Below are 17,532 nucleotides of genomic sequence, written 5' to 3'. Positions count from 1 at the left end.
ATATATCGCAATCGAGATTACAATCATAAATGCAAATAGAAAAGATTTGCAGTTAAATAATTAACAATAAGTAACAAAAATTACAGTGTATCTTCACGTTAGAGAAACATAAATACTTAAGTTACATCGTGCAGGTCAGCAACTTTATTATCTAATATGCTTACTTGCAATCTGTTGTAATTCCGATGTTTGCTACCCATACAGTCAGTCTTTCAGGGAGTAAACGACATTCTTTCACGTTCGATACTTGCAGCAGCGCTGGCGCTATCAAACTTTATTTATTGGATAAACAAAGGAGCAGTCATTTATGCCACAGATTCAGAAAAAAGTATACTTAATTACACAAGAACAGCGTGATGCCTTACTCAACTATCTCTTAAATCGTCCATATCGCGAGGTAGCAACTGGAGTTGAGTTTCTCAATAATGCACCAAGTACTATGATTAATCTACAAGTACCTGATGAGCAATTAGAAAGTATATCGGGGGAAACACAACCGGAATCTCAACCCAGAGCACAACAGGAAGGAGAAATACAAATTGCTAATGCTCCTACAGAAGATAATGGTGTTTTTAATCTAGTTTAATTAACTCTTGATTCAGTAGTCATGATCAGGCTGATCCACGAAACCCAAGTAAGTTTATCTAAATAAAATCACCATTAAAAATATCTAGAGGAAAAAATCTAGAAAGAGACTACACTCTCTTTCTAGAGATAACTCGTTAAATTGTAATTAAATTTATCAGGCCAAGAGAGGTATTCTGCACTTTTTGAGCAGCTTCTCATTATAGATTCAAAACTTAATTACCGATTTCCAATACTCATAGAAATCAAAATTACTAATTCAATTACTATTTTGTTATGGATATCATTCAACCTACCACTAATCCATTTAATACAGATGATGATATTCTACTATCTCACAGTCCATATCCTTTCCATCCTCCCATCAGAGAAATTGCCTTTGTTGATTCCCAGTTATATAATTATCAAACACTAATTGAGAAATTGGATGCCAATATCCATGCGATCGCTTTAGATAGCAATTACCATGGAATTACTCAAATTACCGATAAATTACGAAATTACAGTGATTTAGATGCCATCCATATTTTCAGTCATGGTCAACCTGGTGGTGTACAGCTAGGTAGTGCCTTTTTGTCCCAGGATAACTTATGGAATTACGAAAATTCACTAAGAACCTGGGGAGAAGCACTGCGCCCACAAGGTGACCTATTATTTTATGGATGTAATGTAGCCGCTGGTGAATTAGGGGAATCTTTCGTACAAAATATTAGTCAAATTACAGGGGCTGATGTAGCAGCATCAGATAACCTAACAGGAAATGCGAGTTTAGGTGGTGATTGGCTGCTAGAATTTCAAACCGCAGAAGTGGCTTCCATCTTTAATCCAGAAACACTTACACAAACACTTAGCAGTTACTCAGGACTTTTACTACCACAACCATCATACAACAATGATTCCACTAACACCATAATTACTCTCACAAACTTAGGAGACAAACTTAAATTAACAACAGATAATACCGGTAAATTAACCTTAATTGATATAGGAGAAATACCAACCTTTGCCACTATTAGTTTTGATAAACCATCCGAGTCATTAACCATAGATACTCTGGATGGCGATGATGAAATTATCATTGACTCCAGCATAGAATTAGGTAGTGCTCACCTCATTGTGCGAGGTGAAAAAATTTCCCTCAACACCAGTGGGAAAATTACCACCACAGGCAACATCACCTTTAGCGCCGTTGCGAACTTAGCAGCAGAAATAACCAGAGCACAAATCAACCTAGCTGGGGAAATTACCGCCGGAAATTTCACTGGGATAACGCAAACAGAAGGAACATTAATTTCTGACATTATTAACACCAGCGAACAAGCAACTATTCACCTAGATAACGCCACACTTAATGTCAGTAATTTAGATTTACAGGTAATTAGGGAAGGCAACTATTTATCATCGGCGATCCTAGGAACAAATACTATCAATGGTCTTGCCACAGTCAACATTGGCAATAGCAATATTATTGCCACCAACAATATCAATATTGTAGCTCAAGAAAATATAACACTCACCGCAGAAAATCAAGGTATATCTATTAATAACCATTTCCATGGACAAGTGGAAATTGGGATTAGTAATAGTGGCATTCAATCAGGCGCACTGACAGTTAAAGCTGAAAGTAATGCTAACATCAAGGCACAAGCATTACAGGTAGTTAATCAAATTACCGGAGATATTCAAGCCTATATAACTGATAGTAATAATATAATACTTGGTAATGGCGGATTGTCCCTGATAGCACAGGATAATAGCAAAGCGACTGCCATTTCCCCGGGCATGAGCATTGACATAAACACAGGTTTAGGGCAATTAGGATTTACTGGTTCAGCAACAGTAAATACCTTAAACCGTACAACACAAGCGTATATTCAGAACTCCGACATCACAGTTAATGGTGGCGATATTAACGTTAAAGCCCAGAAAAATCAGCAGGCTATAGCCAATACTCCCGCTACACAAATCAGTGATAATAGCTCACAAAGTCCCCTTATTTCTGTCAATATTCAACTTGATGGGACATATTCAGCCAACTCCATATTAGGTGACACCAGGGCATACATTGAAGACAGTACCTTAGAAACAGTGAACACTGGGGATATTGTCATCCAAGCACAAGACACCTCAATCATTGATGCTACCGCTCAAATCAGTGCCTTTGCAGAATCTGAATCACTAGTACCCGTAGATGGATTTGGACTAGGAACATCCATAGCCTTTAACGCTATTGGTTGGGTTAGTGATTGGTTTAACAAGACACTAGATGACTTGATAGGAACCAGTGTAGGGATAACAGAGGAATCAGCAGATGTTCAGGCATACTTGAAAAATGTCACAATTACTGTTGCCGATGATTTATCCATCTTAGCCACATCAGCAGCCCAAATCAACGCCACAGTCAGCAACGCTGCCGAATCTACCGCCTCATCTGTGTATGGAGCTAGTAGTATGGCAAGCAGTGGTATCCTCGCCAGCAACAAAGTCAGCACAACAGTAGCAGCTTACATAGATAGCCTAGTAGATAGCGGTGTCATTGGCGGTAAAACAGACATCACAGCCCAAGACAACATAGGCATATACAGCAACAGCAAAATAGTATCCTCTAGCATTACCACCAACGACGGCGGCGCCGCCCTCCTGCAAGGGGGAATCAACAACCTCATCAAAGCCGACTATAACAGCAACGAAGGGCAAAGAACCCTGAAATTTGGGGAAAGAGTTAGAGAAGCAACCACAGGGAAAGTATACGAATACCTAGGACTAAATAACACGAGCATAGACCTGAGCACAGCCGACTACAGCGACTATGGGGACTGGAAACCAGTCACAGGTACGGAAATAATTCCCCAAGGAAACAACATCAGTGACTCAGATGCCACGGCAGCAGGGGGATTAGTAGTTACAAACCAAGTCAGTGGCAAAGTAGAAAGCTACATCAAAAACAGCACCCTGACAACCACACAATTGAGCATCCAATCCATAGAAAATGCCAGCATCACAGCCAAAATAGACAGTAGCATCACAGCATCAGGAGGTAGCGCCTATGGAACAGGCACAGTCATAGCAGTCAACGGCACCTTAGCAGTCAACGAAATCCTCAGTCAAGCACAAGCGTACATTAGCAACAGCAATATTAACAGCAGTGGGGATATCACAGTAGCAGCGAGCAACACATCCCAAATAGAAGCAGAAAACAAGAGCGCCTCCACATCAGGAGACAAAGCCGTAGGGGTAACAGTAGCATTCAATACCATAGGATGGGAACCACAAAACATATTTGCTGGCACCCTGGATGCCCTATTAGGAAGTGCCATCCTGGGTACAGCCAAGACAGCCCAAGTCAAAGCCTACATAGAAAAATCCACCGTCACCGCCACCGGGAATCTCACCCTCACAGCCCAATCCCAACAGCAAATCACAGCCCTAGTCAGTAACGAAGCCACATCAGCCGCATCAGCCCTGATTGAGGCCACCGGTATGGCCACCAGTGGCATATTAGCTAGTAACCTCATCAACAGTAATGCCCAAGCCTACATAGACAACACACAACAGACAGGGAAAATCCAAGTAACAGGCAGCATAGACATCGCTTCCCTGGATAAAAGCCACATTAACGCCGACACCAAAGTTATAGCCTCCTCCAACACCAGCAATGATGGCGGAGTAGGCATCCGCAATAACCTAGGGAAACAGTTACTAGAAGAATATAAATATACCAGCAACTCCGGCAGCAAACAGCTAAAATTCGGAGACCAAGTTAGACTAGCCAGGGATTACGCCGAAGACAAAGGCATAGCAGGGCAAGTGTACCAATACATGGGCACTGCCGCCACCATAGACCTAGGCACACAAGACTATACCAACTATGCCCTATGGAAAGCCCTCAACAACATCAACATCCTCCCCGCCGGGTTAAACATCAGCGACTCAGACGCCATGGGAGTAGGGGGATTAGTAGTACGTAACGACGTCCGCAGTCAAGTCAGTAGCTACATCCACAATGGAGATGTTAAAGGTAGTAGCCTGAGCATCAGTGCCCAAGACAGCAGCCAAATCACAGCCCTAGCAGAAACCACAGCATCAGCATCAGGGGGTAGTTCCTACGGTAGTGGTACAGTCATAGCCGCAAGTGGCACCATAGCCACCAACACAGTAGTCAGCGAAACCACAGCCTATATCACTAACAGTAAAATAGAAACCAGCACCGGGGATATTACACTTGAGGGGATATCAGACGGTCAGATAAATGCCACCATCTTCACCAACGCCACATCAGGAGATACAGCCGCCGGAGTCACCCTAGCCTTCAACACCATAGGCTGGCAACCACAAAACATATTATCCAACAGCCTAGATGCCTTATTAGGGGATTCAGTGTTAGGCACTGCTAAACCATTCACAGTCAAAGCCTACATCCAAGACAGCAGCATCACAGCCGCGGGAAATCTGACCTTACTAGCAGACTCCACCGCACAAATCACAGCCAAAGTTAGCAACCAAGCCGAATCAGCCGCATCAGCCCTGATTAACGCCTCCGGTATGGCCCTATCCATTACCCACATTTTTCTTAATAATGTTGAAACATTTATGTGGCAAGGGTTTCAACGCTTGAAAATTTCCGTACTCTTGACAAAATGTACCTTATTATTCTTGATAAAACCCTTATTTTATTGAGAATAATCAACGGAGGATTAAGGTTTGGGGGTTTGCGAGCGATCGCTCTCACGAATGTTAAGAAAGATCCGGGTAATGGATAGGGTATGGCCATAGGGGCAGCCCTAATTAGTAACCTAGTGAACAGCCAAGCCCAAGCCTACATAGACTACAGCACCACCACACCAGGAGTAGTGACAGTAGGTGGGGACATTAGCATCACAGCCAAAGACACAGCGGGAATAGAAGCCACCAGTACCATAGTCAGTAAATCCGTAACCACCAACGATGGCGGCTTAGGAATTATTCAAAACTACCTGAATTATTTAGATGACTATGAATATACCACCGCTTCAGGAACCAAATTACTCATACCCTTGATTAACAAAGTCAGACTAGCAGCGGATTACAGCCGTGGGGGAGATGGTGGTAGTGTATACAGATTCTTGGGTACAGATTTAGACTTGATAGTTGACTTAGGCACAGAAGACTATACAAATACCAGCCGCTGGCAGAAAATCACCCAAGAAACAGCGGATTATGTACCAAATATAGGTAACATCAGTGATTCAGATGCTAAAGCCGTAGGAGCAATGGTAGTACGTAATGATGTACGTAGTCAGGTAGGAAGTTGGATAAACAAAGCCCAAATTACCGCCGATAGTATTAGCATCAAAGCCGAAGAATCAGCAATTATTACAGCTAATACAGAGAGTGAGATTACCGCATCAGGAGGTAGTTTCTATGGCAGTGGTACAGTAGTAGCAGGAGGGGGGATAGCAGTTACTAACCTGGTACTGAGTCAAGCAGAAGCCTACATCAGCAACAGTACGATTAATAGTACCGGGAATGTAAATATTACTGCGGATAACAAGTCCATAATTGATGCTACCCTCCTAAGTTCGCTGTCTACGGGGGATACGGGTGGATCTGGTGTGTTAGCTTTTAACTCTATTGGCTGGAAACCGCAAAATGTTTTTGCTAATGCTCTGGATACGTTAATTGGCGATCCCCTGATTTCCGGGGCTTTATCAGGAGAGCAGCCTGCTAGTGTAAAAGCCTATATCAGAAATACTGAAGTTAATGTCGAGGGTAATTTATTTGTCTCTGCCATCTCTGAAGTAAAAATCAACGCTACTGTTAGTAATGCGGCGGATTCGACAGCTTCAGCTTTATATGGTGCGAGTGGCAAGAGCGCTGGGTTAATTTTAGCCAGTAATAAACTTAGTAGTAACGTTGAAGCATATATTGATTATGATAGTGTTTACAGGGGTAAGCGCATAGTTAATGTCGCTGGGGAACTGACGATCGCAGCCCAAGACAATGCTGGTATTTATGCCAATAGTAAAATCGTTTCTTCTTCTACCACTACCAATGATGGTGGTGCAGCCCTTCTCCAAGAAGGAATCAACGATCGCTTAAAGGTTGATTTTAGAAGTTTAGAGGGGCAAAGGACGGTCAAATTTGGCGACAGAGTTCGTCTCACTGATGATTATGACTCAGAATTGGGCAAACCAGGCAGTGTATATGAATATATGGGTACTACTGCCACATTAGACCTCAGTAATGAAAACTATAGTGATAAAGGTTACTGGAAACAAGTACCGGAAACCCAATTAGTACCCCAAGGGTTAAATCTTGCTTATGGGGGAGACTCTGATGCTGTGGGTGTTGGGGGGCTGGTAGTCTTGAATGACGTGAAAAGTAATGTAGTTGCCTACATCAACAGGGGAGAAGTCACCGCAGGGGAAATAACTTTAAAGTCTCTGGAGACCTCAGAAATCAGCGCAACCGCAGATATTACTGCCACAGCTTCCGGCGGTACTGTCATGGGTAAGGGAAATGTACTTGCTGCGAGTGGAGTCATTGCTACTAACCTGATCCTCAGTGATTCCCAAGCTTACATTAGCGAAAGTAACGTCAACACTGGCAACCTAACCTTAGATGCTCAAAATACTTCCCACATTAACGCACAGACATTAAATACTATCAGCAGTGGCGATACAGGGGTGGGAGTGACAATGGCATTTAACACCATTGGCTGGAAGTCACAAAAATTCTTCATGTTCCAGGCTATAGATACCTTACTGGGTGACCCCGTCATTGCCGATGCCTTTAATAGCCAGCAACCAGCTAAGGTACACGCCTTCTTATTTAATACCACGGTTAACGCCACGGGAGATATTTCCCTGACAGCTACTAATGATGCCCAAATCAATGCCACGATTAGCAATAATTCCACATCAGTAGCCACAGCTTTTGCAGATGCGAGCAGTAAGAGTATGGGCTTTGTGGTAGCCAATAACATGGTTAACACGGATGCTAAGGCATATATTGACTATAATCGCAGCAATTTGCAGTTGAATACCGTCAATGCCACAGGCAGCATGACTATATCTGCGGTAGATGAGGCTCATATTGTAGCTGATAGTACTTTACAAGCTCTCTCATCCACCACTAATAACCCCGGTTTGGTAATCACCACTCTATTTGATAATATTCTTTCAGGTTCTTATCAATACACGACTAAATCAGGGCAGCGCGATGTTAAAAACTCCCAAATTGTCCGAGTAGACGATGAATATACTAACGGTGGAGATGCCGGTGGCTTTTATCAGTTTGTTGGCACGGATGCAGAGGGAGAAAATCTTGATTTAGGTACTGTAGACTATAGCAGTGGTAAATGGGAGAAAATTCCCTTAGATAGTGCTGTAGATGATGCCTTGGCATGGGGTAACAAATATGTAGGACTGAGTATAACTGGCTCTGATTCTATGGGCATTGGTGGGTTGATTGTCCGTAATGATGTCAGGGGCGGGGTGGAAAGCTTTATCAAGCAAGCCACCATGACCGTGGCAGATGTCAGTGTATCTGCCTTAGAAAATGCCACCATTAAAGCTACCGATACAAGTACGGTGGAGGCTATAGGTGGCAGTATCATTGCCAGTAGTTCATCCATAGCCGTTAATGGCATTATTGCTAATAATTTAGTATTAAGTGATGCTAAAGCCTACATTACCGGCAGTAATATCACAACTAATATAGGTGGTGTGACTGTCGATGCTCAAAACACTTCTATTATTGATGCCGAGATTACTAGTAATACCACATCTAAAGGCGTTTCTGTAGGCGTTACCTTAGCATTCAATACCATAGGCTGGCAACCACAGAACTTCTTATTCAACACCATTGATACCCTGTTTGGTTCTAGTATTGGTACGGCAGATTTAGCAGAAGTGCAAGCATACATTCTCAACTCTAGTATTCAGTCTGCGGGTGGTTTAACTGTAACTGCCAGTTCTGAGGCTAATATATCTGCAAATATTGGCACGTCATCCACAGCCATTGTGGGCACTTTACAAACTGAGTCTAGTAACACATCTGTGAGTGTGGGTGCAGTAGTAGCCCTCAACAAAGTGGGTACCCTGAGCCGGGCGTACTTGGAAAATACCCCTACTGTCAGAGCCAATAATGGTAGTGTGCGAGTAGAGGTAAGTAATACATCTACCATTGATGCCAATGTGAAAGCCCCATCCCTGGCGGTGGGAGTGGGGGCAGCATCAACCAATACAGTATCTGTGGGCTTCAGTGCTGCCCGCAATGAAATCCTCAATAACACGGAAGCTTATATCAAGAATGGCTCCGTTACAGCTACTAATGGCAGTGTTACCGTTAGTGCCCAACAGAACGCAGCTATTGAGGCTAGTTCTATTGCTTCCTCCATTGCCGTTGCAGTGAGTTTGAACTCTGGTCAAAATGCTATTGGCTTTAGTGGTGGTGGGGCGTTAGCCTTCAATTTAATTCGGGGTAAAGCTAATGCTTATTTAGATAACGCCCCTGTGGTGGCAACGGGTACAGGGGAAAACCAAGGGGTAGTCACTATCAGTGCTACCAATGACGGTAGTATCACTGCGAAGGTAACATCCCTATCTGTTGCCGTAGCTGCTAGTCAAGGTTTTACCCCCGGTGCTTCCATTGGGGCTTCTGTAGCCCGTAACTTAATCGGTTGGAATGAGTATAGTCAAACTACTCCCAATCCTTTCGAGGTACAAGCCTATGCTCTGAATAGTGCCATTACTGCGGCTAAGGGCATTACCTTGAGTGCAACATCAAATACTTTCATTGATGCTACGGTGGCTGTTACCTCTGTTGCGGTTGGTTTGTCTTTGCAAGGTAATGGTTTGGGGTTGAGTGCTGCAGGGCTAGAGGCTACCAATAAGATAGCCACCCGGACTAATGCCTATATTGATGGTGCTGGGACTACAGCCATTACGGCTCAAGGTGGGAATCTAACTGTGAAAGCGGCGGATACTTCCCGCATTACCGGTGACGCCCAGGCTGTATCTGTGGGAGCTTCCTTGTCGGGGGGTAAAGTTAGCGGATCTATTTCTTTAGGTTTGTCTTTGGCAAGTAACTATATTGATAATCAAGTCACTGCCTACATTAAAGATGTCCATGCCACTATTACAGGCTCGGTCATTCTCCAAGCAAATACCCTGGAAGACCAGAGTAAGTTTAATCATCGGTATGATATCTCCCAGACAAAGGCTTTGATGATTGGGGATAGGGTGAAAACTGCTGATGATAAAGTGTATCGTTTCTTAGGGGAAGCTTATAATTACACCACTGAATCTACAACACCAGATGATTTGGTCAATATTACCGCCGGGAACATTATCAAGTTGGCTAATGATTATGCTGGCGGTGGTACTGGCGGTGGGTTTTATCAAGCTAAGGTGAATATTAATGGTATTGATTTGAGTGTTGAAGATTATAGCAATACTGGTCGTTGGCAATTAGTAACTCACAATCTGGCTGAGGAGAATTACAATGATGGCAGCCGGTGGAGACAGGAAACAGCCATTTCTGCTACTTCCATCGCCGCTTCTGTAGCAGCAGCAGTTGCTAGTAAGGCAGGTTTTGCTGTGAGTGGGGCTGGTGCTACGGCTGATAATATCATTCTGTCTAAAAATAATGCCTACATTGATAACAGTCGAATTATTAACGCAGTTAATGTAGAACTGACATCACAAAATAGTGCATCTGTTGATGCTATGATTTTGGCGGCTTCCGGTGCTCTAGCTTTTGGTGGTAAGTTAGGGGCTGCTGCTTCCGTGGGAGTAGGTGTTGCGAACAATGCCATTACCCAAGAAATCCAGGCTTATATTAATAATTCCCAAGTTACTGCCAGTGGTAACTTACATCAAAGGGCGATCTCCGATGCTGTGATTTTAGCCACTGTATTTGCCGGTTCCTTTGCGGTAGCTGGTGGTGGCAAAGTGGGCGTAGGCTTGGGCGGGGCTGGTGTGAGTGCGGAAAACAAAATTAATAGTAAAGTTAACTCCTACATTGCCAGCACTGCCACTGCTCCTATTACTGTCACAGCCAAGGAAGTCAAATTAATCGCCGATGATAGCTCTACCATTGAATCCTTCACCGGTGCAGCTTCCCTGGCGGCCTCCTTTGCGGGTACGGCGGGTGTCTCCTTATCTATTGGTGTGTCTTTAGCTCAGAATACCATTACTAGTGAAGTGACAGCCTACACCAGCAATGCTAACGTCACCACTAACACAGGGGCTTTAATGGCATTGGTGAAAGAAGCTGCTTCGATTCAAGCCAGTTCTATCGCCGCTTCCCTCGCTGCTGGGTTAGCGGGTACGGCGGGTATAGCAGTGAGTGGGGCTGGGGCAAGGGCAGATAATATTATCACCTATAAAAATAATGCCTATATTAATAGAGGCACTATTACTAGTGCTGGTGATATAACTCTGAGATCAGAAAATACATCTAAAATTGATGCCCTGATTGTAGCAGCATCTGGGGCTGTGGGTGGTGGCGGTACTGCGGGGGTAGGTGTATCCATTGGGGCAGCAGTGGCTGAAAATAAAATTACAGGAGAAGTTCAAGCCTACATTAATAATGCCAATGTCACAGCCACTGGTAACTTACATCAAAGTGCGATCGCCGATACTGATATTTCTGCTACTGTAGCGGCTGGTTCCTTTGCAGTAGCAGCAGCGGGTACGGCTGGTGTGGGCTTGAGCGGAGCCGGTGTGAGTGCAGAGAACAAAATTAATAGTAAAGTTAACTCCTACATTGCCAGCACTGTCACTGCTCCTATTACTGTCACAGCTAAGGAAGTTAAGTTAATCGCTGATGATAGCTCTACCATTGAATCCTTCACCGGTGCTGCATCCCTCGCGGCTTCCTTCGCCGGGGCGGGGGCTGTCTCTGTCTCTATTGGCGTGTCTCTGGCTCGGAATACCATTAAAAATGAGGTGTTGGCTTACCTCCAGAAGGTTAATCTCAAAACTACTAATGGTGAAGTTGCCCTTTCAGCTAAGGAAACCGCTCAAATTAAAACTACTTCTGTGGCGGCTGCTCTGGCTGTGGGTGTTTCTTCTCTGGGTGTGGCTCTCAGTGGTGCTGGGGCTGAGGGGACAAATGTTGTTGCTAACAGGGTTGGGGCTTATGTGGTTAGTAGCAATGTGGAGACTGCTGGCGTTGGTGGGGATGTGGTTGTAAAGGCAGACAGCAATGTAAACCTCTCTGCGGTGGTGGGTGCGGCGGCGGGTTCTCTGGGTGGGGGTCTGGTAGCTGCGGCTGGGGCTATGGGTGTAAGCCTAGCTAGGAATTTGATTGGCTTTGATGGTGTTCAGGACTCTACTGGCTATAAGAACCAGGTTCTGGCTTATGTTGAGGGGTCAACGGTGACTGCAACTGGTGATGTGCGGGTTGCTGCTACTGGGGTTGAGTCTGTGAAGTCGATCGCCTTTGCTGGGGCTGTAGCTGTGGCGGCTGGTATTGGTGGAGCGGCTGCTGGTAGTGGGGCGGCTGTGACTAATAAGATGGCTTCTAGGGTCTATGCTTATCTCCAAAACACGGGGGTAATCAATTTAGGGTCTGTGGAGGTTAAAGCTAACTCCCACAGTGAGGTAACTAAAGCTTCGGCTATGGGTGTGGCTGTGGCTGCTAGTGTGGCGGGTTTGTCTGTGGCTGCGTCTCTGGTAGTGAATGAAATTAGTAATGACATCCAAGCCTACATTCACAGCAATGCTGCGAGAACTATCGAAAGTTTAAAAGATATTACTGTTAATGCCACTGCGGCGCAGGCACATATTAATGATGTTGATGCTGTCAGTGCTTCTGTAGCTGCGGGTGCTTTGGCCGTGAGTGGTGGTGGTATTAATATTAGTAATACTGTTGCGAATAATGTTACCTCCAGGGTGACGGGGTTGATGACCCTGGTGAGTGGGGAAGATGTGAGTATTCTGGCTCATGAGGATGCTCAGGTCACAGGGGAGGCTAAAGCCGCAACTGCTGCGGGTGGTGCTGTAGCCCTGGCTCTGGGTGTGGCGTTAGTCAAGAATCAGGTTAGGAGTACCGTTGAGTCCTTTGTGGATAATGACCCCACTAGGGTTTGGGCTGCCAGTGCTACTCCTTTGAGTATTACTGCTAAAAACACTACTATTACAGCTAATGCTGTTAGTCATATTCCCCAGACCCTATCTATAGGTATTGCCGCCGCCGCTGGGATTGGGGCTGGTGTTACAGCTAACAAAGCTATAAGTAATATTACCACCGTAGTCAGAGCATTTACCGAAGGTGTAACCTTAAATGCCCTGGGTAATGTCGAAATTAAAGCCACAGGGGATAATAAAGTCAGGACTGATGCTAAGGGCGGCGCTCTAGGTGCTTTAGCTGCCGGGGCGATGATTGCGGAGATTACCCTAGGCAAAGGTAATAATGTTAACGAGGTAACCGCTACCCTGGGTAATGGTTCCGTGGTCAATGGGCGGTTGTTGACTATAGAGGCGAGTGGTGTTTCTGACCTACTCCCGGAAAGTATCGCCGCCGGTGCGGGGGTAGTTACTGGTTTGGGTGCTTCTTCCACCGTGACTAATGATTATTCCACCTTGGCGCGCATTGGGGACAATACCACCATCAACCTCAAGAGTCTTTTTGTTACTTCCAATCTCAAACAAAAGGTAGATGGGTCTGCTGACAGTTACGCCGTGGCTCTGGCTGCGGGTACGGGGGCTGTGGTGGAGAATCTGGTTACCAGTAAAACTAATGTGGACATTGGGGCTAACAGCAATATTACAGCGGATAATTTGGCGATCGCAGCGGTAAATCGCCTCATTAAAGAAGCATACACCAGCGATGGTGAGGCCAATCTCAGAACCGGTTCCGCAGGTGCGGGGGTTGTGTCTGTCCTCAAGAGTAGTACAGCTGTGGGGACTTCTACTAATCCCCTAGAGGCGGTGGTAAATATTGGTAAGAATACTAATATTACCGTTAAGGGAACTAACGCCAACCGGGGGGTATTCAGAATTGAAACCCTCACTGATGTTAGCGCCATTGACAAGGTAGAAGTTGACACCTTCAGCGGCTTTAGCGTCGCCGTAGGTCTGTCGGAAGTTAACGCCCAAACCAGGTCAGGGATTAATATCGATACTGCTACCCTAGAAAATAAATCTGGGGATATGTACTTAACCTCCCGGTCTAATGGGGAGACCTTTGTTAGTACAGATATTTTCTCCGCTTCTGCCTTTAGCGGCGTTGCGGCTGCTAATGCTAAAACTAGGGTAGATGCTACCCAACAGATTACCGTTAAAGATGCTCTCCTCAAGGGGAGTGACATTTACCTGTTTACTGGTAGAGACAGTTTTGCAGTTCCTAACTTGCTAGAGAGTTCCGCCAATGGACAAATTACTACTGTTTCCTTTGGTCCCAGTTTTAGCATCCCCGATGTCAAGGCGAAGATCAATGAAGTTAATCGGATTGATATTTCAGGAAAGACCATTATTCGAGCTTTGGAAGATGTCACCCTAGTAGCTAACGAGGGGATTGGGGGAAGACAGCGGGCGCAAACTGATGGTAGTGTGGTAAATATATCGTTAGTGCCGTTTGGCTTTGATGTTCCCAATGGCGCCGATGTAGACAGCAGTAATCAGGTAAATATTAGTAATGATGTCTTAATCGAAGCCGGAATTAATAATAAGTCCACCGTGCAAATTAAACCCGTAACGGTGGGGGGTGTGCAGCAGTTAAACCCGGCGCGGTTGGATACAAAGCTCAACAGACAAGGGATTGCTAACAATCAGTTGACAGATGCCGAAAAATCTGATCTGGGCTTGGATGCAGAAACCAAGTATGAGTACAAGGCCTTAAATCTCGATTCCCTGAGTTTATCTATATACACCGGAACCTTGGTGAGAGTCATCCGGGGAGCCAACTCCGGGGGAAGGGTAGGACATTATTACAGGTATATCCCCATAACTGACCCCGCTCCTGATGCTGTGATGTTGGAGAAAGAGAATTATGGCGATACCCAGCGCTGGGAACATTTGGGAACTAGTCCAGTATTGACGGATAAGACGGTTTATGATAGTGATACCACGGTTAAATTTAAAAACAGTCTCCAGAATAAATTCTATGTGGTGAAACCCACGGAACTAGATGACGTGACTTTAACCTATGCTAGTTTAGGGAATCTGTTGATAGAACAGAGAAACCAAGTATTAGACTGGATGGGAAGCCATGGGACAGACCCAGAAGCGATCGCTAGGTATGAGGTACAGTTAGCAGCAATTGACCAAGCGATCGCCGACTCCGGTTTAATAGACCCAGAAACTGGTTTTGTTAAAGAACAGTTAGATTTACTGTTTGTCAATCTTCCTAACATCTATGCTGCTCCTGGTTCTATTTTCATCGAAGCAGATGGAGCGGGGAGTAAATATCAACCCTTAATTAATAACAAGAAATTAATAGCTAGGTCAGGGGCGGAAATTCGGGTAACTAACCAGTCTCCCTTTACCCTCAATGTCAATGATGCTATCATCCGGGACAACAAACGGATTAAAATCATTGATGGGGAATATACAGTTTTACAACCTGGCAATATTTACTTTAATAACAGTCCCCTCACCCAGGTAAATAACACTAGTCCTAAAAACATCTCCATAGTTCAAGACGCTTTCCCCAACAGTCAATATGACTTAGGAGAAATCACCATCCCCTCCGCTGACCAGGACATATACATCCTCGGTGATGTCATCAACGAAGCTGGGGATTTATTCATTGACAACAGAGAAGGGAGTATTCACGTCTCTGGGCAAATTAGAGCCGCAGCAATTACAATTAATGCAGCGCGTAACTTTAACTTAAATACTAATGGTTGGTTCCACACCAACCGCGACCCCCGACAATATTTAAACCTGGATATTACCAGAGCTGCGGTTTATGACCCATGGGGTAAACCGGATGCTAAGACTTACTTTGATGCTGGTGACATTGAAGGACAAGATTTACAGTCCGCTATTAATGAGAACCGTTCCCGCATTCTCGCCCAGGGTTTAATTAGTATCACTGCTCGGTACTTGAATGTTAACGGCATTATTCAGAGTGGAGTTACCACCATTGAGTTAGATATTGCACCTGATTTTAACCCTGGTAATCATATTACTAACTTCACCGATGACAACGGGCGAACCATCCGGGGGATTAGCTTCGGTGAAGACCAAGTACCAGTAGATGGTTACTTTGACCCCAATCAACAGGCCATTATTTTAGATGATATTATCCCCAAAGGGGGACAGATTACCATCGCCGGGCAAATTTTCAGCACAGGTAATGGTCAGTTACGGGTGGCGAATGGTTACACAAACTTAGACATTAATAACCAAAGTCCTTATAAATTAATTCTCAACAACATCGACACCACCACCAACCGTAAAGGTAAAATTACCATTATTGACACAGAGACTCTGAAAAAGACAGAATATACCTTAGATGCTGAAGGTATCCAAACTGTTAATTATCAAGGGGTTCATAATACAGTTAGTAATGCCATAGATTACAACTTAGTTAACCAGGTAACTAATGGTGTTAATGATCAAATTAAATATCAACCCACTCCCAACAAGTTTTACCTGTGGACGGAAGGACAGGAGAAAACCGGAATTTACATCTTTAAATATGAGAATAGGACTTACGCATTGACAAAAAATATGATCTATGATATCTAGATCATGCGATCGCTATTAAGATTAGCAAAAATATGCTCACGTACAACTAAAGTAAACAGATTCCGTTGTATTTCATACCAATTGCTAATTATTTTTTCAGAGCGCATAAACTCCAACTTAACAAAAGCTTGAAGTGAACAAAAGATGTGAGTCTTAATTGCATGAGTATCCCTAACCATGAACCGACAAATTCCACATACTTGTTTTATGGCTCGATGAAAGGTTTCAATTCCCCAATGAGTATCATGAATTGTCATAAATTCATTTCTAGTTATATCCTCGATTCTTTCCTCATCTGGAAGATACAAAATATAGTGTCTAGAGTCTTCTTTTTTAAAGTCTTTCCTCAACAACTTTATAAATCCAAATTCTTTCAGATGAGTCCTTAATCCTTCTTCGGGAATAGCCAGAGTGCTTACTTGACAATACTTGTGTGGCTCATTTGAAACAGTTCTATTTTTTTCAATTCCGAAGAGAAAACCCAATTTCTGGTTTTTTAGGAATTTCAAATTTTCTACTCCTGAATACCAACTATCACCTGTTACAATTCTGGGTTTGACTCCCCAGCTTATTATTTCACTTACCATTTCTCTAAAATAATCGTTTTTTGTTTTTCCCTCCTTTTTATCATATATTCTGTAATTTATTGGCACTGAATTACCATGAATATCACTGTAATATAGAGTGATTAAATTTAAGCCAATAATTGTTTTATGGGCTTTACCTGACCAAAAATAACCGATTAATTCAGCATTTTTGGGGTCGCTGTAAATCTTTTCTATCACTGTATCATCTACACTTAGTATTCCTCCTACCAAGTTAATAACTTTTTCTATAATGTTGAATAAATCTTTCGGTTCATATCGCTCTCTCAATAAAAAGCGATTCACACTATCATGTGAAACGTCTCCTAATATCTCTGCTAACCTACTGCACCCCCCAAACTTTGGCTCTGACAGTAAAAATAAGGTGTATAGGTCTAGATTGCATTGCGCTGTGGATGGTTTCGTGATTTTTCTAATTGTCTGATACCTAGCAAGTAGACGACCTATATTTATCAATTCACTATTTTGTTATTCTGTCAATGCGTAACTCCTAGAGAAGAAGGTATTAGACCTGTCCTTAAACCTGGGTAAATTATTTAAAGCCTTTGGCTTAGACTTTGACTTTAGCTGGGATTTAGAAATAGACGAACTGGTAAAGGATAAAAAATACGAATGGCGGGAGGTAGAATTTAGAGATGAGAAACCCCTCCTAGAGT

4 protein-coding genes are annotated in these 17,532 nt (G+C 43.8%); 3 read left to right on the top strand and 1 reads right to left on the bottom strand.

What is annotated here, in order from left to right; translation table 11 throughout:
• Positions 1-307 precede the first annotated feature (307 nt).
• From IM676_RS07865 to IM676_RS07855, 3 genes are all read left to right on the top strand, one after another.
• Positions 308-586, top strand: a complete 279-nt coding sequence (locus tag IM676_RS07865; protein ID WP_200989674.1) for a hypothetical protein — start codon at positions 308-310, stop codon at positions 584-586.
• Positions 587-861: 275 nt separating this feature from the next.
• The gene (locus IM676_RS07860; RefSeq protein WP_200989673.1) at positions 862-5,262 is read left to right on the top strand and encodes a DUF4347 domain-containing protein; all 4,401 of its coding nucleotides are present in this window, start codon (positions 862-864) and stop codon (positions 5,260-5,262) included.
• 86 nt (positions 5,263-5,348) lie between these two features.
• Positions 5,349-16,271 carry a beta strand repeat-containing protein gene (locus IM676_RS07855; RefSeq protein WP_200989672.1) on the top strand — a complete coding sequence of 3,641 codons (10,923 nt, stop codon included), beginning with the start codon at positions 5,349-5,351 and terminating at the stop codon, positions 16,269-16,271.
• On the opposite strand, the gene IM676_RS07850 is transcribed toward IM676_RS07855, so the two are convergent.
• Positions 16,268-17,293, bottom strand: a complete 1,026-nt coding sequence (locus tag IM676_RS07850; protein WP_200990024.1) for an IS701 family transposase — start codon at positions 17,291-17,293, stop codon at positions 16,268-16,270. The genes IM676_RS07855 and IM676_RS07850 overlap by 4 nt on opposite strands.
• Positions 17,294-17,532 lie beyond the last annotated feature (239 nt).

Source organism: Anabaenopsis elenkinii CCIBt3563, assembly GCF_015245355.1.
GTDB classification, from domain to species: Bacteria; Cyanobacteriota; Cyanobacteriia; order Cyanobacteriales; family Nostocaceae; genus Anabaenopsis; species Anabaenopsis elenkinii.
The sequence above is the reverse complement of the archived record's forward strand: the minus strand, read 5'-3'. Positions and strand labels throughout refer to the sequence as shown.